We start from the raw sequence: 21,614 nt of genomic DNA, 5'->3' as shown, positions 1-21,614 counted from the left end.
CATGGGATCTCAACATATTCAAAGGCTAATCACTGTTTTGCTCCTGCTGGCATTACCCTGTTTAGCCGCTTATTACATCGCCTTCTTGTTGCGCTTCGACGGTCATCCCACCGCCAACGCAGGAACGGTTTTCATTTCGACGCTGTTTTGGATCGTGGCCATAAAAATGGGAGTAATTCTCCACGCCCGCCTCCACCAGGACTGCGCGCGCTACGTCAGCTTCAACGACATGCTCCTACTCTTGCGCACGGTCACGCTCTCCACGGTAGCAATTACATTAGTCGATGCGATGCTTTTTACATCTGTGGTCATACCCCGTAGCGTCATCCTGCTGGACTGGGGTGTGACATTGATGCTGCTGGCCGGGGTGCGAATGACTCCCCGCTTGATTCGTGACTTTCAGTGGAAACCGTTCCAAATGCCACGTGGTGCCAAAGTTCTGATCGTTGGCGCCAACGATGCCGGTGAGGCCCTGTTGCGTTCCGTGCGCACGAGTGCCACGCTTCAGTACCAAGTCATCGGATTTGTCGACGATCGCCCGCAATTCCAGGGCCGCCGGATCGCGGGCGTTCCCGTGCTGGGAAATCAAAGCGAAATTTCGGAACTCGTGAATAGAAACTCCATCGACGAAGTCTTTATCACTAGTGGTACGCTGTCCGGCAAAGCAGTGCGAAATCTTTTAGACCTCGCTGCTGTGAGTGGCTTCCGCGTCAAGGTTCTCCCCAGTTATGAGCAATTGGTTCGCGAGCGTGTCGACGTGAATCCACGCTCGGTCGCAATCACCGACTTGTTGCGCCGTCCTTCCGTGCAACTCGATATCGACCGCATTCACGATTGGCTTTCAGGTAAGGTCGTGCTGGTCACCGGCAGTGCAGGGAGCATCGGTTCGGAAATTTGCCGCCAGGTCTTGGAACTCGCTCCCGAAAAGATCGTGCTGGTCGACCGCTCGGAAACGGGCCAATTCTTTCTCGAACGCGAATTGCGCCAACTCGCGCCGCATATTGAAGTCGAAGTCGCGATGGCCGATCTCACTGACCGCGAGCGTCTGCACACGGTCTTCAAGCATCACCAACCTCAGATCATTTTTCACGCTGCGGCTTACAAGCACGTGCCGTTGATGGAAGCTCATCCCGGCGAAGCGATCAAGAATATCGTGCTTGCCACCAAGAATGTCGTCGACTTGGCCGAGGAATTTCACGCCGAAAGTTTTGTGATGATCTCAACCGACAAGGCCGTGAATCCCACCAGCGTGATGGGTTCCTGCAAGCGGCTCGCCGAACAATATGTAGAAGCGAAGTCTAGCACGTCGCCATGTCGGCTGGTGACGGTCCGATTCGGCAACGTGCTCGATTCCGCGGGAAGCGTTGTTCCGATCTTCCGCGAACAGATCGCCCGCGGCGGTCCTGTCACGATTACCCATCCCGACATGGTCCGCTACTTCATGCTAATCCCCGAAGCCGCACAGTTGGTGATCCAAGCCGGCGCGATGGGCCGCGGCAGCGAAATCTTCGTGCTCGATATGGGCGAGCCCGTGAAAATCATGGATCTTGCCCGCGACATGATTCAACTTTCTGGTTTGCGCGTCGACGAAGATATCGAGATTGCCATCACTGGCTTGCGTCCCGGTGAAAAGCTGTACGAAGAACTTTACAGCGATCACGAGCAACATCTCCCCACCAATCATGACAAGATCATGACGGCGGTGGGGCAGCCGCGCCGTCTGATCGAAGTCTTGCACGACATCAACGAGTTGAGCGATCTCCTCGAAGAACCCAACGATGTCGTGCGGGCAGCTCTCGCGGAAATCATTCCAGTGATGCGTCCCGCGGTCGCCGAGGAAGCGGTCAAAATCAAGCTCGCTGCTTAGTTCAAGCCGCGCACTGTCTTTTGAACCGCCATTGCTCTTGGTTCGCTGGCAAACAACATGGCAGGCGATTTGCCATCGCACTGCTATCTTCTTGACCTGCCAATGGCGGAAATTCGCGTTAGTCGCTGGAAATAGCCATTTCTCGGGCACTATTGGATTGTCAGCTCACTGTTGGCACGCATCTTGCATTTCTTCAGTACGGTATCAAGGGACAGTACTCGTCTGAAAGGAACAAACATGTCCATTTTAACTCCTGAATCGACACGCAATTTGCCTTCGGAAACGATCGACAAGTTGCAGGACCTCTTGCGGGTCAATATTGATAGTGAAAACGGTTTTCGTGACGCAGCCGAGCAAGTGGAAGACGTTGCCTTGCGTCGTATCTTCCGGCAGTTTGCGGACGAACGCCTAAATAACGCTGCTGAACTAAAACAATTCGTGCAGCTCAACGGCAAAGCCCCCGTTGAAGACGGCAGCGTGATGGCAGTGCTGCATCGCACGTGGATGGATCTCAAAACCGCCTTAAGCTCCAACGACGCGAAAGCTGTTTTGAACGAAGCCGAGCGTGGCGAAGACCATATTAAGCATATGTATGAGGATGTTCTCACCGAGTCGGCCGGATCGGCGGTGCACGATGTTCTTCAACATCAATACGTGAAGATTAAGGCGGCTCACGATGTGGTTCGCGATCTCCGTGATGCGGAGAATGCCGCCTCGTAGTTTGGGTAAGGAAAGTACGTCTGGCGACGTAGTGCCCTGGCCCTCCTCCGATCACAGGTCGGAGGAGGGCTCTTTTTTGCCTTTTGCAGTGGAGCCATCCAATTTCTATACTGGACCTGACTTTTCTAAACCTTCAGTCGAGGTCCGAATGCTGCTTCGCACCACTCTCTTCGTGTGTATGCTCTTGATTTGTGGTTCATTTGCCTGTGCCGATGACGAATGGGTCGAGCTTTTCAACGGGCAAGATCTCACCGGCTGGACGCCCAAAATTGCTGGCCACAAAGCGGGCGACAACTTTGCCGATACCTTCCGCGTCAAAGACAACGCTATCGTCGTCTCCTATGACAGATACGACGGCGATTTCAACGACCGCTTTGGGCATCTGTTCTACAAAGAGCCGTTTTCCGATTACCTCTTGCAGTTTGAATATCGCATCGTCGGCGAGCAAGCTCCCAATGCGCCGGAGTGGGCGTTACGCAACAGTGGTGTGATGATCCACGGCCAAACGCCCGAGTCGATGGACCTTGACCAAGATTTTCCCGTGTCGATTGAAGTACAATACTTAGCGGGCGACGGCAAGCAGCCACGTTCGACCGCCAACCTTTGCACGCCGGGCACGCACGTCGTGATGAACGGCAAGCTCCACACACCTCATTGCACCAACAGCACGAGCAAAACTTTTCACGGCGATCAATGGGTCAAAGGCGAGATCGAAGTGCACGGTGGCAGCGTGATCCGGCACAAGATCAATGGCGAAACGGTCATGGAATACAGCGAGCCTCAGCTCGACGAAAAGGATGCCAACGCCAAGAAGCTGCTAGAAGCCGGCACGGATAAAATGCTTACGGGCGGAACAATTTCCTTGCAGTCAGAAGGCCACCCGGTGGAGTTTCGCGACATCCGCTTGAAGAAGTTATAACCTGAAAAGAATCAAGCTTCGAGCTCTTTGTCCAACGCTTCGCGGACAAGCTGCTCGATATCAATCGTCCCCGAGCTGATCGAATCGAAGATCGATTCATGCAGTGTTTGGGCATCATACTCCGCCACCTTCGCCAAGATTTTCTCAATCTCCGCGGGCGTATGCCCCTGATCTTCAAGCCAGGCAATCAATTGAGCATGCTGCGTATCGGACATAGAAAAACCTTGTGGCCACCGGAGTCTGTGTGCCATTATAACAGCCCGTCGAGCCCCCCAACATCAATCAAATCAGCAGCGGGCAGTAAAATTGTGAGAGTAAAATCCCACGCGAAACTTTTAACATTCTACCGTGTTAAAACAGCATGCCTAAAATTTCGGCCTACTTTCTGTGCTTCTCCTTCCTGGCCTCGGCTTTCACTCACGCTCAAACGCCCAATTTCAATAACATCGAGTACGCCACGGTCCCCCTCGATGCCGGCGGCACGCAGACCTTGAGCATGGACCTCTGGCTGGCAACGGGCGAAGCCGAACGGGCCCCCCTAGTCATATGGATCCACGGCGGCGGCTGGCAAAGCGGCACCTATAACAATCCGCCTCCCGGTTTGCAGGCCATGCTCGACGCCGGATTCGCCGTGGCATCGGTCCAGTATCGCCTCAGCGGCGCCGCGATCTTCCCCGCTCAGATTCACGACGTCAAAGGGGCCGTGCGCTATCTACGCGCCCACGCCGACGACTACAGCCTCGATGCTTCGCGCTTCGCGGCTTGGGGCAGCTCAGCCGGTGGCCATCTGACGACGCTGCTCGCCACGAGTGGGGGCGTTGCAGAGTTGGAAGGGACAACCGGCGGCAATCTCGAGCAATCGAGCGCACTCCAAACGGCTGTCGACTATTTTGGGCCAACCGACATCGTCAACATGACGCTCGACATCACAACACCACCGGGTGGAGCAAGTCATGACACGCCAAACTCCGCGGAGTCCAAACTTATCGGCTTCGCTGATCCTGGAGAAGGCATCGGCGTACTGCGCGCCAATCTCACCAACCCAACTGCACCATTTCCCGAAAAGGCCGCGCTCGCCACTTTGGTCAATCCGATCACGCACATCGATGCCGCGGACCCGCCGATTTTCATCGCCCATGGCGATCAAGATACCACGGTGCCTCTCAAGCAAAGCTTTCGCCTGGAAACGGCTTTGACCGAACAAAACATCGACCACGTGATGCGTGTCGTCATCGGGGCAGGGCACGGCTTTGGCACTCAAACGGCTACCGTCAATGCCGAGGCCATTGCGTTTTTATCCGAGCAACTCTTTCAGCCAGCCGGAGACTTCGACCGCAATGGGGCGGTCAACGGCCGCGATTTCCTGCTCTGGCAACGGCAGTTTGGTTCGTCCGCCAACCCTCAGGGCTCGGGAGCCGATGGCAACCACGATGGGCTCGTCAACGAAGCCGATCTCGCCCTCTGGCACGAGCACTATGGCGAGGGTTCTGATACCATTTCAGCGTTGCAACTCCCCGAACCCTCGGCCACAGTGCTACTCCTCTTCGCCGCTTACGGCTTAGCGCTGCGAAATATCAGACCACACGTCGTCTAATCATCACACCAACTAACGGCAACAACATCACCAGCGTCATCGGCTCGGGCACAGTGATCAAGGCTGCCAAGCTGCCGTTGGGATTGTACGCCACGGTATCAAGGTAAAACGTAAACGTGTCGCCCAACGTCGAACTGCCCGATTCGACAAAAATTGAATCCAAGTAGGCGTTGGGACCGCCCATCGTGCCATTCCCGTTGGCAAAGTTGCTCCACACATCGGGGTCAGAAAGATCCCATTCGTAGAGATGCCATTCACCATCGGCGATCACCGGCGTGGCGGTGCTGCGTTCCAGGGCAGTCGTGGTGGCCGTGCCGTCATCCAAGCCCATATAAACGCTCAGGTCGTCCTGTGTCGTCTTCATGAAGAAGCCAATAAATCCATACGGTGCCAAGGCCGACGGCGTGCCATCGACATTGATTCGATTGTTCACGGGACTGCCACCCCCCGACAAATGCCGCAAACGCGAAACAGCAGTGGACGTGTTGCGAATCAAAGTAATTTTTTGGCTTCCCTCGCCCATGTGAGCTTCTTCTGTCGTGTAAACAGCCGTGCTTGCGGCGGTGATGCCGGTCGTCGAGCCGCTGCCACCAGATGGTGGGGCCGTGAACCGACCTTCATTGCCGTCGAAGCCATCCAGAATTGTCAATTCCGGAACGAATGGCTCGCTGCCTGGAGCGGAAGGGCGGGGCGGCGTGGCAAGTCTCACGTAATCAGGATTTGGAATGCCATACACGCCGAAGTGATTACCCACCGCACGCTGCGAACCAGGGGCATAGGTCGACGCGCCGTCGCTGGGACTATTGACCGTGCGTGCTGATCCGCCCACTCCGTCGGCAAACACCAGCGTGCTGCTTCCACCACCGTCCAGGTTGATCGCATTGTCGACCCCAAAGTCAAGAAACAATTGCGCCATCTCGTCGGTTCGCATTCCCTCCGAGAAATCTGTCTGCCGTCCATCGACCACCATAAAGAAAACGTGACCGTTATCTGCGTCGACCCCGACGGCCGTGTGCGGATTCAATGTCGTTGTGTAACTATCGTTGGGTGTGACGATCGCGCCGTTTTCCAACATCCGCTGATTTCCACTGACAGCATTCCATGTATCGGCGCGGACTGTCCCGCGCGTCACAATCCTTGCTAGATTGAATTGATCAACGACGAGCGAATTCCGCGAACCGCCCGTGCCCGGTTCCGAAACAACTTCGCCGTTGCTCATGCCGAGGCCATTCACATTGGTCGTGATGCCGGTGCTTGTGTCATAAAAATCGCCGTTGATTCCGACGGCCAGATCGTTGTTGTTCACGAACGCGCCGGTCGTCATTCGTGTGTATTCATTCGACTCCGCACCATTGCCGGGGGTTCCCAAAAAGGCGATCCCCGGCGCCGCGGGATCGATCTCCACGATGTGAACCGCCAGTTCCCGCGTGAACGGATTTGGCAGCGGATCGTTCCACGACTGCACAATCTGATAGTGCGTGATTCCGATAAACGGCGAAGACGTCTGCGTGATCCCCTGCAAGTAAGCGGGAATCGCCGCCGCAGAGAGCAAATGAGCCGACAGAAGAAGTGACGAGAAACAGGAAATGGCGAGTGCGTGCAACCAACGCGAGCGACTAATCATCGTTCCTTAAAACTCCAGGTGGAAAAGTCGGTACGCCGCTTACTTGCAGCGTTTGTCTCACCTTAAACGATGAATGTCGCTGTGCAACAAGCCCTGCGGAGGCGCGCCAAAAGTGTGCGCATTGGCGTGATGAGCGCCGAGAAAGCTGCTCGCTGCGCGACCAACCTAGGGCATCCCGTTGGCAATCAGCGGGCCCAACCAACGAGTGACACCGAGTGGCAAGCAACTCCACAGCTTGATGGAGAGTTTGAACTTGCCGTCATTGCGGCGGAGATCGCCCGGCGAACCACGGCGGATATAATGTTGGACTGCCGCGGGATGAGCCGTCGCGCCGAATCGCTTCTTAAAAGTGTAAACGCTCGTCCCCACCGTCGGACGACCGAAATCGAACTGGTGATTCCCTCGCTCCAGAGTACGCATCAAACATTGCCAATGCATCCACGTGTTCAGAGCCGTCGAGCGCAGATCCACGATTGTGGCACTACGATGAATTTCAGTGGTTCCCTGACCGTGCAATAACATCGCTGTGGCAACCGGGCGATTCTGTTGGCGTACCACTAGCAATTCCGCTTGGCACGGGAAACCCTTCAAAATCTGATCGAACAAAATCTTGCCGTCGGTCGGTGAACCCAGGTCACGCATCCGCCGCGTGTAGAGCGAATAGAATTCGCCGAGCAATTCCCTTCCCCCCCAAGTGGCATGAAAATGAAACTGTTCGGCCTTGCGCACCTGATTGCGGACCTTGCCCCGCAACTGATCCCACAACTGACCCTCATCCGACGGCAACGCTAGCCGCATATGGGCTTTATCGGTCACCACGTGTTGAAGTTGTGTGTGCGGTAGCAAGCGCTCGTTTCGCAATTCCAAAAAATCGACGTCGAGCGCGTCCGCGAGTTCAATCGCTTTGTCGACCAGCAATAAAGAGGTGTCGAGATCATCGCAGCAAACACCACCACCACTCAGGTGTGGCAGGCTCACCAAAAATCGTCCAAAGAAGGGGCTCGTCACTAAGGCCAACGGCAATACTCCGACAGTTTCACCGGCACTAACCGCTTCCACGCAATACGGCACGTGACCGCGACCTTCGGCTAGGACCAACAGCCACATGGGATCAGCATGCAGCGGAAACTCGCTTTGGCGTGCCACGAACGTTTGCCAAGCAGAGAGCCGCGCGTGAATATCGCTCGCCATGACGACTCTGACTTCAGGTCTCATGGCGAATTGTATGTCGATTACAGGAGCGCTGAGCATGGCCACATTATAAGTGATTGCGGAAGAGAATGCCCCAAAAAATTCTTGCAAAGCCGCGGCCGCTGGTCGCGCTCAAACCTTTCCTTCTTGCATTTGGCCACCTCTAGCAAGAGAATACGGGGCGGGATAGAAGGAGGCTTGGAATGTTTATTCGATTGATGGGTGTGGTGGCGCTGGTTTGCTGTTGCTCGATCGGCTTCGGAGAAGAAATTGTCGAGATACCCCTCTCCGAAATGTGGGGGCAGAACATCAAAGGAACAAAAAACGCGGGCGAATTGTTCCCCACCAGCGACATAATGAGTCTGGCTAAAGATACGAACGACAAGCAAGTGCGTTGGGCCATACGAAAGTGGGTCGAAGCACAGCCCAGCCAAGCGATCCACATAAACCTCAGTCGCACCGAGAGAGACCCAATGCCACCCGGATTCGTGGTTGGTGGCCCCGACAAGACCGCCCTGCTGACTGCCAAGATGATTTTGTGCGATGGGCTCGAAGCAAAAAAATCGTTCTCGACAGAAAATGATCTGACGCTTGTGCTTTTTACCGGTAGCTATGACGTATTCAATTTGAAACCCGTTACGATTGAAGGTAATCGCATCAATGTGCAATTCGAGGTGCCCGAAGGACCATTTCATACAATGCTAACGATCCCTCACTTCGCATTGATACCTCTCGGGAAGCTACGAGCGGGCGATTACAGTGTAGTGATCCCCGAAGCCAAGCGTGTCTGTAAATCCTTTCAGTTTGAAGTCAAGTAACTGGACAAATTTTTACAAACAGAGTGTCGTCGCAATACAAATCCTTCTTCCGCGTTGAACAGCGTCCATCAGCGGTTACTCTTTCTTCTCCGGTCGCTGACGCTCACGGCTCGCCTATTCAATTCGTGCAATTCGTTTGATTCGTGGTTTCCCTCCGCGTCTCAGCGTGAAAATTCTTGATGGCCAAAAATCGTGGTGGCATCACGCTCCAAAATCACGACAATGGGGTCTTATCGTTAGCCGCGACGTGTTGCGAAGCAACGCGGAGCGAGTACAACCTAGCACTTTGTAGGCCGGAACAAGCGGTGCGCAGTTCCGACAATGTACGACCAGCACCGCTACCATGCCGGAACTTCGTATAACTCGTTCCGGCCTACTTAATTCACACCCATTCCGAGGGACAGAAGCTTTACACCCTTAGTCCTGGCAACGCCGAAGGTCTAGACACACGACAAACACGATGAAAAAAACACAATTCATTTCGAAGTGCGCAGAAAAGTCTGCCAAGTTGGACAAGTTGGAAGAATTGACGCTTTTCCCGAGAAAAACGAGGGGCGCCAACAGAAATCAACTTGGCAAGGTTTGCCAAGTTGAGCACGACGACGCGCGAGGCCGGAGGTCAGTAACATTTCTGCCCTGTCCTTTGGCGCGTCACAAACAAAAAAACCACGCGACAAGTTCTGTCGCGTGGTCGTAATGTTATTCGATTGATCCGAGCGAATTAGGGGCTCGCTGGGGGATTATCGTCGTCATCATCCAATGCCAGAGGAACGGCAATCGCGGTCGCAATCGCACCGGCGGTGATGATCGGATGCTCGGCAATCCATTGGCCGGCCGAAGCCAGGGGTCCACCACCCATTTGGCCGCGAACTACGGAGTCACCAGACACCATGTTCAAACCACTTAGCGATGAAGGAGGAGCCGTTTGTGGGGCCCAAAAGCGATAGACGCTCGAGTTGCCCTTGGTCGAAACTTGATAAACGCCACCCTTGAGGCTGGCAACACGAAATTCGCCTTTCGCATCGGTCGTGACACGAGCAATTTCCTTGCCACCGGTCGACAACGAAACAGGAGTCATCGCTTGAGGCTTGCCGGCGGTATCGACGACTTGGCCGATCAACACACCACCATCGGCTAAAGCGACGTCCTGTGGAGCGACCGCGACGGAGGCTGATCGAGCGACAACTGGTTGATTCACTTCAGCCGCCAAAATCAACTGAGGCTGAGTCACAATGGCAGCGGCGGCGACCCACGTCACGCCTCGCTGCAAGGACTTAGAAAAATATTTCGACATGAAAGAACTCCATTTCTGCCCCCAACCGTTTGGATGAGGAAGGTCCATCAATTCAATAATCCCTATACCTCCCTTTTTGCAGAGCGGCGAATCGTAGCGATTCTTCCCCTCCACGCAAAGGGCAACCATGCAACGAACTCAGCAAGCAGTCTGGCGACTTCAGTGTTTTATTAAGGCGACGAAGGCGAACCAGAATTCGACAAAGCAATGGGGATGGCAATGGCCGCACCAACGGCTGCACCAGTCACAAGCGGATGATCAATCATCAACGCTAGCAAACCACCTCCATGCCCCTGAACTCGTCCACTTCGCACTGGACCGCCCATGTGCTGGCCCCGCACAACGTCACCTGCAGCCACGACCAGCAATCCTTGCTGGGCAGCAGGAGGTGCCGTGCCCGGTGCCCAAACCCGACACGAACCTTCAATCCCAACGGCGGCCACCTCGAACGTGCCTCCCTTCAACCCCGCAACCTGGAAAACGCCCTCTTTGCCTGTCTGGCAGCGAGCAACTTCCTTGCCACGTGAGGTTAAAACTACGGGAACGCCCGTCATGGCTTGGCCTTCGGCATTCACGACCTGCCCGATCAACACGCCATTGCCTTGTAAAGCAACGTCGACCGATCGCGGCAGTATGGTCTCGGCGTTGACCAGCGATGCACTATGAAACCCCATGCACCACAGGACAACGACCAATATTTTGATCGAATTCGTCTTCATATATCCACCCTCTCAGACAAGCGCTCGTTGGCCCCTGAATTGCACCAACAAAGCGGATCACCTCGGCGGCTCAACGGACAAATGTCGAGCCGGAAATGACACAGATACGGGGGGTATCGGTCAAAAAACAAATTGGCTCAAGTTACAAATCGCAAAAACTGCATAAACATTGCGGCCGACATCATTGCTGCCATTACCAGCAGATTAGGCCATAAAGTTTATGTAATTTGGCAAATGATGACATGCGAGAAGCTTACGTAAAGCAGATAACCAAACCATAAATGCTACGAGCGAGACCATGATTTGAAATGAGCCACGAACTGATTGTCGAGTTGGGGCAATGCGCCGCGCAGCCTCTGTGATAGCACACCGGGAGGATTGCCCCGTTGGATGTCAGCCAGGAAATGCACCAATTCGCGATGTGCTGGCAACGGCCCGTGCAGCATGAAATGAACCCAGGCCCAGGAGAAGCGGTATTCGACGGAACCCATTTGCGAAAGATCACCGCATTCTTCCAAAGACTCGATGCTGCGAATCATGCCAAACCGTTGGTGCCAACGAATCTTGGCGTGGTGTGGATTCTCAAATGCTCGTTGTGGTGCTGGAACTTCGAAGTACTCAGCCAAACCCTCGTCCAACCACAACGGAACCATGGGCAAGCTCGCATGCAGCAAGGAATGGGTGCATTCGTGCCGCAAGTCAACGGGTAGTTCAGGATGCCGATAAGCGTACACGGCAGCCTGTTTACCACGCTGGACATACAAGGCCCGGCGATAAGGCACGTTCGGATAGAGCTGTTTAAGGAGTTCCTTGTGCATTCGTTGGTCGTTGACCAGATACACATCAATCTGCTGTTGTGCGGTAGGAACAGCCAGAGTCCGTTGGAGTTCCAACTCCAAGGCGGAGAGTTCTTCAAACAACGGCGTCAAATCGCCCAGTGGGAAGCTCGCTTGAAGCTGAAACGGCCCGTGCGAACGCGAGTCCTGCCAAACCGTTGAGGCGCGGCAGGAATTTTGGCCGAGCCAATGCGCAAAGAGCGCAGTACCTCCGGCGGCCAGAAATGTCCGGCGTGACAACAGGCTCATCAGCCCACTTTCTTTGATGAGAAGAAGCCTGACCAACCACGACGTTGTCGCACGCGAACACCACCAGCGACCGATTTACCAAGCGCGACCAATTCGGGATTGATCGAACAAAGGTCGGCAGCGGTATCTTCACCCACCAATTCGGCCACGCGATCGTAAGCCCGGTGAATCAGCGGACGACGAGATTTTATGCCATGGGCATCGGTGGCGAGGAAATGGACCAAACCGTGCTCAAGCATCCACTCGGCAAGCTCTTGGCTGCGTGAACCAAATGTGCCCATCAAACTGCCGGCGGTCACCTGCATCAGGCAGCCGCATTCGACCAGCGGTTCCAGCATGCTCACATCTCGCATGATGCCCTGATTCCGTTCAGGGTGCGAGAGAATGCCCGTCATGCCGTGACGTTCGAGTGCAGCGAGCACGCCCTCGATTGGAAAATACAGTTCGTGAGGCAATTCCAGCAACACATGCAGACCATGATCGCCGAGCGTCATCACTTCGCCGCTGACAAGCTTTTCGATCATGCCGTCTTCGATCCGCACGTCACCACCGGGGAGAACTTCCAGCGGAATATGGTGGGCATCGAGAAATTGCTGAAACTCTAAAGTGCGAGCGCGGATTTCATCGCCGTGGTTGTGCGCAAAGTTGCCCAGTTGGTGCGGCGTCATAATCATCGTGTGAATTCCGTCGTCGACGGCCATCCGCGCCATCGCGAGTGACGTTTCCAGATCGGGCGAACCATCGTCAATTCCCGGGAGAAGATGACAATGGATATCGGCAAAGCTACCTTGCATAGCGAGCTCCGCTGCAAGCAGAAGAAGGGGTCGGATAAGAGCGGCTGGAGAATAGAAATCGCGACCCAAGCGGTCAAGGCAGGTCAAAATCAGAGTTTAAGCGGGTAATCGGTCACTTTTTCCACGCCCGTAGCTGTTACGACATAATTCTCTTCCAGCCGTACTCCATTGTGCAATTCTTCGTGATAAAGCCCTGGCTCGGCCGTAAAATAGTCCCCCTCTTCAAAAGTGTCGTCCCAGTAAGGGTTCAGATGGGGACCTTCCTGCGGTGCGAGACCCACGCCATGTCCCAGATGATGGTTGAATACCCACGGCAACCGTTTATCCAGCATTGCTTGCACTTGCTGGAAGAGTTGCAGGCAACTGGCTCCCGGTTTTACAAAGGACCGCACCAGCTCTAGCACTTCGATCACAGCTTGCCAGGCTTGCTGCTGCTTCTCCGTCGGAGATCCTCCCACGGCAATCGTCCTGGCGTTGTCGCTGTAGAAACCTCGAAAGCCAACACCGAGATCGAAGATGTAGAGCTCGCCAGCTTCAACCCGCCGATTCCGTGGCGCACCGCCACGGGCATTGCTCCGAAAATCCTGGCCGAAGTAAGTCAGCGGCTCACCCAGTTCAGTGACGGCCGCTGCATGCAGGGCGTTATAAACATCGATCTCGTTGACGCCCGGCTTAACAATCTCGCGGGCCAGGGCATACATCACGCGATTCGCGTCGTTGGCCCGTTTGAGCATCCGCAATTCATCGGGTTCCTTTTTACGGCGAAGGCGAAAGATCGTGGACTCGATATTCGCGATTTCACCGTCGCAAGCCGCCATTACATCGGGGCCAAGGCTCGTCCATTCCCCGCCGACGTGCTTGAGAGTCTTCGGCAGTGCTTGTAGCAACACCGCGTTGCTAGCAACACGTTGTTCGTCGCGTAAGGTGGAATGCCATTTTTCCTCGTAGGCTAGCACTTCATCCGCGGCCACGAGGATATCCTTCTTTCGTGCCGGGAGGACCAAAGTCACTTTGCCGTTGCGATCCATCGCAGCTGCCGGCGAAAAAAGCGGCCCGACATAAGCGCCTGTGAGCCACTGCACGGTCTCGGAGCGGGTGAGCAACACCCACTCCCAACCTTGCAGTTCCATTTCGGCCAACAACCGTTGTTGGCGGGAGCGGCAACCAGCCACATCGACTTCATAAGGATCGCTAGCCATCAATTCTGTTCCGTGATTCCAAGGGGAGGGCAAGTCAGAGCGATGCTGGCCCAAAATCCCCTCGGGACTCAGCCACTTCGCCGATTCGTCATTATCGCGATTTATGAGCGCGATGCCACTACCATAAGTATCACTTCTCGAACCTCTGATTTTCTCATTTCAAGACTTCCAACTTGGTCAACTTGGTCAACTTGTCCAACTTTTCCACCTCTATTCACGTTTCCGCGAATTGATTTTTTTTCAGACGGGGCTGGCCAAATCTGTGGTTGACAGCGCCTCTCTGCTTGACAGCATGCCATTCCTGGCCAGGGTGAAGTTATTATACCCGATTGAGTGGCCAAAACGGAGAAGTCGCGTAGGAGTAACCACGAATAAAACGAATCGCACGAATAGACTTGGCGAGCCGTGAACGTTAGTGACCGGAGAAGATTGAGTAACCGCTGATGGACGCTAATGAATGCTGATGAATCGAGTTGCACGGACGAACATCATGGCAGTGAGCAAAAGCAGGAATGCGTTTGGCGGTCGCCGAGTTGGGTGCCACCGCTGGCTTGCCCAGCAGTGTCTTCATGAACTCTTTCTTCGGCCAGAAATTCCGGTGAAATGTTGTCCGTGGCGGATGTCTATTCTGTCCTCATGAGCATACGTCAACCAACGAGACGGGCTTTGTGAAACAATCACCGATTGGCATTACGTGGCACGCCGTGATGGGGCACACGTTTCTGCTCGATAACCTGAGCTAGCCCGGCTGCCAAGTGAGTTTTTGTAGGCCTTGTCGATGTCACACCGCACTAAGTGCTAAGAGTTTGGCAGGTGTCGTGGAAGACACTGCTAGGCAAGCTAGCAGTGGCACCCGGCAAGTAAAGGAAAAAACAAATGCCGGCTCATGGTAAACTCCTATTTTTACAACCAATAGTTCAAGAATTCTTATTGCTCGACATATTTTCCACGACCGAAAAATCGAACGGCTGGCAGATAAGCATTTTTGCTCTCTCATCCAAGACCGGCTCGCAATCGTCTACAACTGAGTTCGTCTTTTTCGTAAAGCCTACAATTTTCACCTGATACTTACCGGTAATTAATTTTCCGAGAGGAATGATTGCCACCTTCGGCGAGACTAGCGGCCTACTTTTGGGAGGTCCTAAACAATATTCGATGGTGATCGTAGTATCTGATCGCTCGACTCGTCTCAACTGCATAAAACCAATGGTGTGGGTAAAAAAAACGGCCGAGATTTCACTTCCCTCAGGAAAGGAATCCTGGTGAGGTTGATCTTCCACAAGTACGGCATGGACCTGCTCCAACGCTTCGCGACCTTCACCAAGTACAGCAAAGCCGGGACGCAAGGCTTTGTTGTTTGGCAGTCTTTTAGCTGAGAGAGACCTGTGAATTTGATATGTCAGCGAAGTCCAAACATTCTTGCTGTCATGCTTTGGCTCAATACTCGAAGCTGCCTTCGTTTCACGTAAGTTAATGCCCCATATCTCGCTCAGTGGTATCTCCACCGTCTCCTCAGCAAAGCTGTTGGGGCAGAATAACAAGACCAACAGAATAGCGACGCGACCGCTCATCGAATTTGTTCCTCAGAAGAAAATTTGCCTCGCCCGCCATTTTCTTCCTATGCGCGGCCAATTGCAAGTTAAGATCTTGTGACAACGTGTTTTAACACTAGAGCGATAGCAGCCGGCTTGGCCGAATAGAGATTTTCGACGAGATCACTGATTGCCGTGATTCCAGAGTGGCAGCCAAAGCTGCATGCCACGTGCATATTTTGCTTTAGAACGTGTTTTGAAATTGTTGAATTTGTATTTGAGCGGAAGGCGCGACAGGATTTTTTAATGGTCTCGGGTGATTGGAATTCGTGCCGTTACCTATGGTCACCCGACGCTATCGCGTTGCGGCTCAGTGTCGTAGGGCGATGCTTCGACAGCGTTGCCGGCCATGGCATCGCGTATAAGAAGGCCCGGAGGACGTGGTCCTCCGGCTAGGGCGAGTGGAGAGATTTTATGGGTCGAATCGTCCCAATTCCGGACAGACGTCTCAAAGTGGGATGGATTTTCTGACAGACGACGCTCGCTAGCTACTATCGCCCCCAGATATCGCAAGACGTAAAACGTTAATTTATCGAGACTTACAACTTGCCAGCGGCTTTGGAAAGACAATATCTCATCCTTGGCATAGGCGTTGCCGTATTACAGTCATCGCAACACGCGAGGGCACCTCTCAAAAGAGAGTCACGCCGATAACACATCAGCTTTTCGTAGGAGGAAGTAAGGATGCTCGTTTTAAGCCGTAAGATGGGCGAACGTATTCACATTGGCGAAGATATCTTCGTTGAGGTGCGCCGGGTCGCCGGAAATAGAGTGACATTAGCCGTTTGTGCTCCCAAAAACGTCCGGATTCTCCGCGGTGAATTGTTTGAGGCCGGTGATGCCGGTGACGTGCTCGATGAAGGTGTCCTGAATCAATCGACGACCGACACCGTCATTATGAGCGAATCTCAAGCTGCCGTCGTGGAAGGTCTCCTCGCTGAAGCCGTCAAACAACATGAACTCCAACTCGATCACGCGGAAACTGTTTGAGTTGAGTGAGAGAGACTGTTTTGGACAGGGGGAACGTCAGGGGGCCAGACGCACAATTGAAACCCACGAAGCCGCCCAACCAAGTTGCTGTTGCCTAAGATCCCCATTCACAAGAGGCTAACTTGGTGTGCTGGACGCCGAGACTGGTCGGTTATGACAGTCTCGTGCTGATCCGCGGGCGGCTTTTTCTATGCGCCCGTTGAAGCTTTGCTACGCTTAAGTTCTTTGCAGCGTTTAAGTTTTCGCTCCGACCGACAACAGGCCAGCAGCGTGCTAGCAAAACCGCCTGAGCTTGCCAGCTCAAGGTGCGTTTTCTACTCTTCGCCACTGTTTTTCTTGGTCACCAGCCAACCACGCAGGGATAGTGCGTTGCGGCAATCTTTTCCCCATCAGTCCTTGAAGCTCGGCGTACGTGCTAACCTTGCGCGGACGTTATTCATTGCGCTGATCTGTGGAACCTTGCTGACGGGCTGCGCTAGTTCCACGAACAAATGGGTAGCACTGCGTTCCACGCCGAAGAATCCGCTCACCCAATCGCTTGGTTTACTGACTAAACAAGGTGCCAAACCGACCGAACGCACCATCCAGTTGCTGCGGCGCTACAACCTTGAAAGTGCGCTTAAGGAAGATCGTAACGAGCTGCTGGCCGAACTCAGCAAGATAGACGAACAAAGCCCGAATCGCGAGCACGCTTACGCGCAAGCTGAACTGGCCTACGTCGGCGCGAAGCAGGCGGAACGGTCCATGCGGCAAGGTCAGGCGGTGGAACTCTATAGCTCGGCGGTGCTTCACTCCTACCGCTATTTGTTTGACACCAAATATGGTGCAGCCTGCAATCCCTACGACCCCGAATTTAGGCGAGCCTGTGACCTCTACAATGCGGCACTTGAAGGATGTTTACGGATCGTGCAGAACCGCGACGCTCTGAGTCCGGGGACCATGCGAACGATTAAAACAGCCAACAGCGATTGTCAAATTGAAGTCGTGCTCAATAGCGAAGGCTGGCATGACGAAGACATCGATCACTTTGAGTTCGTCTCTGATTACGAAGTTCATGGTCTTAGGAACCATTATCACAACTTCGGATTGGGCGTACCCTTGATCGCCGTTCGCAAGTGTCATGAGGGTGAGGACCCGCGCGAGGAATTCTATCCGCGTGATTTGTCGTTTCCTGTCACGGCTTTTATGAGAGTTAACCTCGAAGCTAGTGGAAATAGTAACGTAGAAACGGCCGTCTTGGAGCTACATGATCCACTCGACGAACCTAGGGTCACCGTCGCCAATCGAGTCGTGCCGCTCGAAACCGATCTCAGTACCCCACTGGCACACACTTTAAGTCAGCCAGCGCTCGACGATACGCGACTCTCAACGTTGGGCTTACTCAAGCCCGAGAAAGTTGCCAAAGAGCAGGGGCTGTATATGCTCGAGCCTTTCCAACCGGGCAAGGTGCCAGTCGTGATGGTCCACGGCTTGTGGTCAAGCCCCGTGACTTGGATGGAAATGTTCAATGACTTACGCAGCGATCCGCAAATTCGCGATCACTATCAGTTCTGGTTTTACCTTTACCCGAGCGGTCAACCCTTTTGGATCAGCGCCGCGCAAATGCGGACCGACTTAGCCAAAGTACGGCAAAAACTTGACCCCGCGGGAACTTGTCCCGCACTGGATCAGACCGTGCTAGTGGGACACAGTATGGGTGGCCTGGTTTCGAAACTGCAGACGGTTGACAGCGGTAATGAATTTTGGGCGACGCTCAGCGATAAGCCCTTTTCCGAACTCTCCGCCGATGATGATCTGCGTGATGGTCTTGCGCAAACGTACTTCTTTGATCCGAATCCGTCAGTAAGAAGGGTGATCACAATTGGCACGCCCCATCGGGGCAGCGAATTTTCCAACGACACGACGCGGTGGTTAGGTCGTAAGCTTATTCAAGTGCCAGCCAAGATGATCCAAGGCCGGCATCAATTGATCGCCCGCAATCCCGACTTTTTCCGGCCTGATGCGCCACTCGACATTAGCACGAGCATCGATTCGTTAGCACCGAACTCCCCTTTTCTCCCCGTGCTGCTAACCGCCCATCACGGTCCTTGGGTAAAATATAACAACATCATTGGCGAGATTCCCGACAAAGGAATTATTACTCTCTTCTCCAGTGGCAAGGGAGATGGTGTGGTAACACTCGAAAGTGCCAAGCTCGACGATGCCGAATCACAGATCGTGGTGGCCGCGGATCATAGTATGGTACACCGCCATCCTCAAAGCATTCTCGAAGTTCGCCGCCTCTTGTTACAGCAAGTCGCCGAACTCCGTGGTTACGGAAACGGCGAAGTTCTCCAAGTTGGCATTCCTCCACGACACATGGAAGTCGAACCCGATTACTTCACCGATTCCGAGGCACCTTTGCCCACTCAACATGAATTTGTGCCACATGATCAAGTTGATGTGGCTCGAGAACCATCAGAAACCATCGCACGATAGTTGCGTTAGATACTCCAAGCCCCAGCCGCGGAACCGACAACCGATTCCAAAGTGGTCTTTGCCTCTGTTGACCACGAGTCATTCCGATTTTCACGAATGCGTGACTTGTGCTTCAAAGTCGGCACGCCATCTTCTTTAGCAGTATCACCTTCGCCGGCTGCTTCATTCGCCAAGTCGAACGCCAGTTCACCACGAATGACGTTGTAATCGTGCGGAGCTTGAATGCCGATCCGCACAGCCTTGCCCTTCATCCGCAAGACGGTGATGGTGATCGAGTCGCCGATTTGAATGGTTTCGCTTTGCTTTCTGGTGAGAACTAACATGACACACTCCCTGCGTTAGTAAGATGAGCTTCCGTTCCGTTTAGAAAAGTTGGTGTCGTTTAAGACACGCATCGATACTACGCACAGCGCATGCCAATGGTGCGGCGAGATTTCGTCAAGCCCAGAAAATCGCGATTTCTCGGCAATTCATCGACTGCTAGCTATCGTTGAACATTGGCGATATTGAAGCTTTAGACTGACAGCATTGTAAAAAGTAATGTTTGCCGTCGGACGACCAAGATTCGCAGTGACACGGCGAAAACCAGAAGGCCCTAATTTTGTGGTTCGTGATCCATGCGATCACGGAGTTTGGCGGCCAGCTCATACTGCTCGGTCGCGATCGCTTGAGCTAATTGTTCAGCAAGCGAGGGGCCGATCTCGTAGTGCTTGGCGATCGAGTCTCGCATCTCGCGCAATTTCTCAACGAAGGTATCTTCTTCGTATTGTTCTAAAGCTTCTTGCGATTCAAACAAGTTTCGCAACGAAGTCAGCCCAGCATCGACAGCTTCCACTGCGCCACGGGGATTGGATTTTTCCAATTCCACGAGCGCCAAGGCCTGAATGCGATGGAACATCACGAACGGCCGATACTGTTCGTGCATCATGGCCCACTGGGGATCGGGGGCATAAGCGGCACTGAAATCCATCAATGAGAGCGTGTGGTCGGCATCGCTGATCGCCTCGGCGTAGCGGTTGAGAGTCAACCAGCAAACGCGGCGGTGATAGAACTGGTAAAACTCGCGGTCGATTTCGTTGCACCGCTGACCATCAAGCTGAAAGGCTGGGCCCTCGGCGAAAGATAACGAGAGCATGTAGTCGTAAAAGGTTTCAAACCCTTCGGGCATGACACCGTCGGGACGACCTGTCTCCTCCATCTGGACAATGCCCATGTCGACCCGCATCTGTAATACGGGCCGGCCATCGGAACCTTTGACTTCACGCACCAAGACTTGGCCGGGCACAAAAGGCCAATCGGCAAAGTAATTGTCGAGGTGTTGAATGCGTCGAGCCATGAGTGGATTGTTAAGCAGCGTTCAATGAGAATCAAGTCACATTGAATTTTACCCTAAAGCTGCCACTCGTGGCGAATATTCTCGTGGAAAACGTTGCCAGCAAGGTGCAGATTATGGACACCTTCAGCCTTCGCCCCCTTCATCTAACCACATCGAGTCTTGCAGCAGCGCGATTTCCTCTTTGTCGTGATGATCGACGCGTTCCAACAAGGCATAGATTTCTTCGCAAACAGTCTGGATTTCGTCTTCATCGTATTCGCTTAAAGAATCGACTTTGGGAAGCAGATTATCCATTACTCGGCGGAAGCGGCTGTGGTCGTGTTCCAAGCGATCAACACGAAAGTGCATGTTGGGCTTGATTTCTTCCACGTAAACCATGTAGCCGTCTTGCTCTTCGATGTTCATCAAACGCTCAAGATGGCGCTGAAACGATTTGAGCGTGAACTGTACGCTGGACAGCTTACGAGAAATGCCCTCGGGAGGGACTTTCCAGCCCAACGTCACCCGCAAGGCTTGTTTTACATGGTTAAGAATTTCGTGTTCGAGACACGCCGCATTGGCTTGGGATTTTATATCGAAGGTTTGCATGTGAACATCCTCCATTCATTGCGTGATGAGAATTCTTTCTCATCGCTGTAACATCGATCTTAGAAATGTTGTCGTGATCGCTGAAGCAGTGACAGACGAAGAGTCGTCTGGCGGCAAGCCGTCACTTGTTACCATGCTCCTTTGTGAATGAGGAAACTTGTTCTGCAGTTGCCTGGGAGTCGCAACCAGCGATGTGTAGATTCGCTGTCGCCTCTTTGAGAAGGCCTTGTATTTTACCGCGCGAGTTGCGAAACAAGCAATTACCTGGTGCTATTCAAGTTTAGCTTTTTCAGAAGCCAATCCCGAACTGCCAGCCAGATAAGCACTTGCGGCGATTGTGTTCAATTCTCGTCAGAAGGACGGAACTTGCGTTGAGTTTTTTGAACGGATTTTTGACGCTTCTCAGTTAACCGCTCTTCGATCGAACTTCGCGTGGGACGTGATTTTTTGCGTTTGCGTGGCACGATCAAAGCCGCCTGAATGAGTTGACGCAACTTTTCGTAACAATCCGAGAGGTTGCGCCCTTGGTCGCGATATTTGTCGCTGCTGAGCATCACTTCCCCGGCTTGATTGATCCGCGTGGGGAAATAGGCCTCGAAACGGACCTTCACTTCCGCAGGCAACGCGTCCGAAGCACGCAGGTTCCAGCGTACTTGGGCCTTGCTGTTGACCTTGTTGACGTTCTGCCCGCCGGGCCCCGAGCTACGGGCAAACGACGCTATCAATTCCGAACTGGGAATGACAATCTGCGAATTGATGACTAGTGAGCGCGACATGGCAATACCGTTGGGACGGCAATGCCGCCG

The 21,614-nt window shown here is 53.7% G+C and carries 21 protein-coding genes; 7 read left to right on the top strand and 14 right to left on the bottom strand.

All coding sequences use genetic code 11. The features are described from left to right. Position 1 precedes the first annotated feature (1 nt). From SH678x_RS09420 to SH678x_RS09410, 3 genes are all read left to right on the top strand, one after another. Complete coding sequence (locus SH678x_RS09420; RefSeq protein WP_496922650.1) at positions 2 to 1,867, top strand: polysaccharide biosynthesis protein; 1,866 nt, start codon at positions 2 to 4, stop codon at positions 1,865 to 1,867. A gap of 237 nt (positions 1,868 to 2,104) precedes the next feature. Next, positions 2,105 to 2,587, top strand: a complete 483-nt coding sequence (locus tag SH678x_RS09415) for a PA2169 family four-helix-bundle protein (RefSeq protein ID WP_496922649.1) — start codon at positions 2,105 to 2,107, stop codon at positions 2,585 to 2,587. A 148-nt stretch (positions 2,588 to 2,735) separates the two neighbouring features. Next, complete coding sequence (locus SH678x_RS09410; RefSeq protein WP_496922648.1) at positions 2,736 to 3,506, top strand: 3-keto-disaccharide hydrolase; 771 nt, start codon at positions 2,736 to 2,738, stop codon at positions 3,504 to 3,506. Positions 3,507 to 3,517: 11 nt separating this feature from the next. On the opposite strand, the gene SH678x_RS09405 is transcribed toward SH678x_RS09410, so the two are convergent. Then, complete coding sequence (locus SH678x_RS09405) at positions 3,518 to 3,721, bottom strand: hypothetical protein (protein ID WP_496922647.1); 204 nt, start codon at positions 3,719 to 3,721, stop codon at positions 3,518 to 3,520. A gap of 146 nt (positions 3,722 to 3,867) precedes the next feature. On the opposite strand from SH678x_RS09405, the gene SH678x_RS09400 reads away from it, so the two are divergent. Next, positions 3,868 to 5,100: an alpha/beta hydrolase fold domain-containing protein gene (locus tag SH678x_RS09400; RefSeq protein WP_496922646.1), complete on the top strand. Its 1,233-nt coding sequence runs from the start codon at positions 3,868 to 3,870 to the stop codon at positions 5,098 to 5,100. Here SH678x_RS09400 and SH678x_RS09395 read toward each other — a convergent pair. Beyond that, positions 5,081 to 6,724 (bottom strand): phosphodiester glycosidase family protein, encoded by a 1,644-nt coding sequence (locus SH678x_RS09395; protein ID WP_496922645.1) that lies wholly within the window; start codon positions 6,722 to 6,724, stop codon positions 5,081 to 5,083. The two genes, SH678x_RS09400 and SH678x_RS09395, sit on opposite strands and share 20 nt — an antisense overlap. 165 nt (positions 6,725 to 6,889) lie before the next feature. Continuing rightward, on the bottom strand, positions 6,890 to 7,939 hold the full coding sequence (locus tag SH678x_RS09390) for a FemAB family XrtA/PEP-CTERM system-associated protein (RefSeq protein WP_496922644.1): 1,050 nt from the start codon (positions 7,937 to 7,939) through the stop codon (positions 6,890 to 6,892). 179 nt (positions 7,940 to 8,118) lie between these two features. Between SH678x_RS09390 and SH678x_RS09385 the strand changes: the two genes are divergently transcribed. Then, the gene (locus SH678x_RS09385) at positions 8,119 to 8,733 is read left to right on the top strand and encodes a hypothetical protein (protein WP_496922643.1); all 615 of its coding nucleotides are present in this window, start codon (positions 8,119 to 8,121) and stop codon (positions 8,731 to 8,733) included. A gap of 721 nt (positions 8,734 to 9,454) precedes the next feature. Here the strand turns inward: SH678x_RS09385 and SH678x_RS09380 are convergent. The 7 genes from SH678x_RS09380 to SH678x_RS09350 all read right to left on the bottom strand — a co-directional run bounded on the left by SH678x_RS09380 (position 9,455) and on the right by SH678x_RS09350 (position 15,395). After that, positions 9,455 to 10,027, bottom strand: a complete 573-nt coding sequence (locus tag SH678x_RS09380; protein ID WP_496922642.1) for a carboxypeptidase-like regulatory domain-containing protein — start codon at positions 10,025 to 10,027, stop codon at positions 9,455 to 9,457. Between the two features lie 170 nt (positions 10,028 to 10,197). Then, entirely contained in the window at positions 10,198 to 10,746 is a 549-nt protein-coding gene (locus SH678x_RS09375; RefSeq protein WP_496922641.1) for a hypothetical protein, read from the bottom strand. A gap of 284 nt (positions 10,747 to 11,030) precedes the next feature. Then, a complete protein-coding gene (locus tag SH678x_RS09370; protein ID WP_496922640.1) occupies positions 11,031 to 11,831 on the bottom strand; it encodes a hypothetical protein in 801 nt (266 codons plus the stop codon). Then, complete coding sequence (locus tag SH678x_RS09365) at positions 11,831 to 12,625, bottom strand: tyrosine-protein phosphatase (protein WP_496922639.1); 795 nt, start codon at positions 12,623 to 12,625, stop codon at positions 11,831 to 11,833. The genes SH678x_RS09370 and SH678x_RS09365 overlap by 1 nt, the downstream gene beginning before the upstream one ends. Before the next feature lie 89 nt (positions 12,626 to 12,714). Beyond that, the gene (locus SH678x_RS09360; protein ID WP_496922638.1) at positions 12,715 to 13,824 is read right to left on the bottom strand and encodes a M24 family metallopeptidase; all 1,110 of its coding nucleotides are present in this window, start codon (positions 13,822 to 13,824) and stop codon (positions 12,715 to 12,717) included. A gap of 412 nt (positions 13,825 to 14,236) precedes the next feature. Further along, positions 14,237 to 14,395 carry a hypothetical protein gene (locus tag SH678x_RS09355; RefSeq protein ID WP_496922637.1) on the bottom strand — a complete coding sequence of 53 codons (159 nt, stop codon included), beginning with the start codon at positions 14,393 to 14,395 and terminating at the stop codon, positions 14,237 to 14,239. A gap of 346 nt (positions 14,396 to 14,741) precedes the next feature. Then, entirely contained in the window at positions 14,742 to 15,395 is a 654-nt protein-coding gene (locus tag SH678x_RS09350; protein ID WP_496922636.1) for a hypothetical protein, read from the bottom strand. Positions 15,396 to 16,100: 705 nt separating this feature from the next. Here SH678x_RS09350 and SH678x_RS09345 point away from each other — a divergent pair. Beyond that, positions 16,101 to 16,406, top strand: coding sequence for a carbon storage regulator (locus SH678x_RS09345; RefSeq protein WP_496922635.1), 306 nt, complete (start codon positions 16,101 to 16,103; stop codon positions 16,404 to 16,406). 369 nt (positions 16,407 to 16,775) lie between these two features. Next, on the top strand, positions 16,776 to 18,884 hold the full coding sequence (locus SH678x_RS09340; protein ID WP_496922634.1) for an esterase/lipase family protein: 2,109 nt from the start codon (positions 16,776 to 16,778) through the stop codon (positions 18,882 to 18,884). Positions 18,885 to 18,889: 5 nt separating this feature from the next. Here SH678x_RS09340 and SH678x_RS09335 read toward each other — a convergent pair whose 3' ends face one another. The 4 genes from SH678x_RS09335 to arfB form a co-directional block, all read right to left on the bottom strand. Continuing rightward, positions 18,890 to 19,207, bottom strand: a complete 318-nt coding sequence (locus SH678x_RS09335) for a carbon storage regulator (RefSeq protein WP_496922633.1) — start codon at positions 19,205 to 19,207, stop codon at positions 18,890 to 18,892. A 272-nt stretch (positions 19,208 to 19,479) separates the two neighbouring features. Next, positions 19,480 to 20,220: a UvrB/UvrC motif-containing protein gene (locus tag SH678x_RS09330; RefSeq protein ID WP_496922632.1), complete on the bottom strand. Its 741-nt coding sequence runs from the start codon at positions 20,218 to 20,220 to the stop codon at positions 19,480 to 19,482. A gap of 123 nt (positions 20,221 to 20,343) precedes the next feature. Beyond that, positions 20,344 to 20,808, bottom strand: a complete 465-nt coding sequence (locus SH678x_RS09325; RefSeq protein WP_496922631.1) for a hemerythrin domain-containing protein — start codon at positions 20,806 to 20,808, stop codon at positions 20,344 to 20,346. 341 nt (positions 20,809 to 21,149) lie between these two features. Continuing rightward, complete coding sequence (gene arfB / locus SH678x_RS09320) at positions 21,150 to 21,584, bottom strand: alternative ribosome rescue aminoacyl-tRNA hydrolase ArfB (protein ID WP_496922630.1); 435 nt, start codon at positions 21,582 to 21,584, stop codon at positions 21,150 to 21,152. Between the last annotated feature and the right edge of the window lie 30 nt (positions 21,585 to 21,614).

The organism is Bythopirellula superficialaquae, from assembly GCF_059632245.1.
The sequence above is the reverse complement of the archived record's forward strand: the minus strand, read 5'-3'. Positions and strand labels throughout refer to the sequence as shown.

Excerpts from the sequence above, each read along its gene's own strand:
- SH678x_RS09420 (WP_496922650.1), top strand. The coding sequence starts at position 2 with ATGGGATCTCAACATATTCAAAGGCTAATCACTGTTTTGCTCCTGCTG.
- SH678x_RS09390 (WP_496922644.1), bottom strand. The coding sequence starts at position 7,939 with ATGAGACCTGAAGTCAGAGTCGTCATGGCGAGCGATATTCACGCGCGG.
- SH678x_RS09325 (WP_496922631.1), bottom strand. The coding sequence starts at position 20,808 with ATGCAAACCTTCGATATAAAATCCCAAGCCAATGCGGCGTGTCTCGAA.
- SH678x_RS09355 (WP_496922637.1), bottom strand. The coding sequence starts at position 14,395 with ATGAAGACACTGCTGGGCAAGCCAGCGGTGGCACCCAACTCGGCGACC.
- SH678x_RS09400 (WP_496922646.1), top strand. The coding sequence starts at position 3,868 with ATGCCTAAAATTTCGGCCTACTTTCTGTGCTTCTCCTTCCTGGCCTCG.
- SH678x_RS09405 (WP_496922647.1), bottom strand. The coding sequence starts at position 3,721 with ATGTCCGATACGCAGCATGCTCAATTGATTGCCTGGCTTGAAGATCAG.
- SH678x_RS09350 (WP_496922636.1), bottom strand. The coding sequence starts at position 15,395 with ATGAGCGGTCGCGTCGCTATTCTGTTGGTCTTGTTATTCTGCCCCAAC.
- SH678x_RS09330 (WP_496922632.1), bottom strand. The coding sequence starts at position 20,220 with ATGGCTCGACGCATTCAACACCTCGACAATTACTTTGCCGATTGGCCT.
- SH678x_RS09415 (WP_496922649.1), top strand. The coding sequence starts at position 2,105 with ATGTCCATTTTAACTCCTGAATCGACACGCAATTTGCCTTCGGAAACG.
- SH678x_RS09395 (WP_496922645.1), bottom strand. The coding sequence starts at position 6,724 with ATGATTAGTCGCTCGCGTTGGTTGCACGCACTCGCCATTTCCTGTTTC.
- SH678x_RS09335 (WP_496922633.1), bottom strand. The coding sequence starts at position 19,207 with ATGTTAGTTCTCACCAGAAAGCAAAGCGAAACCATTCAAATCGGCGAC.
- SH678x_RS09385 (WP_496922643.1), top strand. The coding sequence starts at position 8,119 with ATGTTTATTCGATTGATGGGTGTGGTGGCGCTGGTTTGCTGTTGCTCG.
- SH678x_RS09375 (WP_496922641.1), bottom strand. The coding sequence starts at position 10,746 with ATGAAGACGAATTCGATCAAAATATTGGTCGTTGTCCTGTGGTGCATG.
- SH678x_RS09410 (WP_496922648.1), top strand. The coding sequence starts at position 2,736 with ATGCTGCTTCGCACCACTCTCTTCGTGTGTATGCTCTTGATTTGTGGT.
- SH678x_RS09360 (WP_496922638.1), bottom strand. The coding sequence starts at position 13,824 with ATGGCTAGCGATCCTTATGAAGTCGATGTGGCTGGTTGCCGCTCCCGC.
- SH678x_RS09380 (WP_496922642.1), bottom strand. The coding sequence starts at position 10,027 with ATGTCGAAATATTTTTCTAAGTCCTTGCAGCGAGGCGTGACGTGGGTC.
- SH678x_RS09365 (WP_496922639.1), bottom strand. The coding sequence starts at position 12,625 with ATGCAAGGTAGCTTTGCCGATATCCATTGTCATCTTCTCCCGGGAATT.
- SH678x_RS09370 (WP_496922640.1), bottom strand. The coding sequence starts at position 11,831 with ATGAGCCTGTTGTCACGCCGGACATTTCTGGCCGCCGGAGGTACTGCG.
- arfB (WP_496922630.1), bottom strand. The coding sequence starts at position 21,584 with ATGTCGCGCTCACTAGTCATCAATTCGCAGATTGTCATTCCCAGTTCG.
- SH678x_RS09345 (WP_496922635.1), top strand. The coding sequence starts at position 16,101 with ATGCTCGTTTTAAGCCGTAAGATGGGCGAACGTATTCACATTGGCGAA.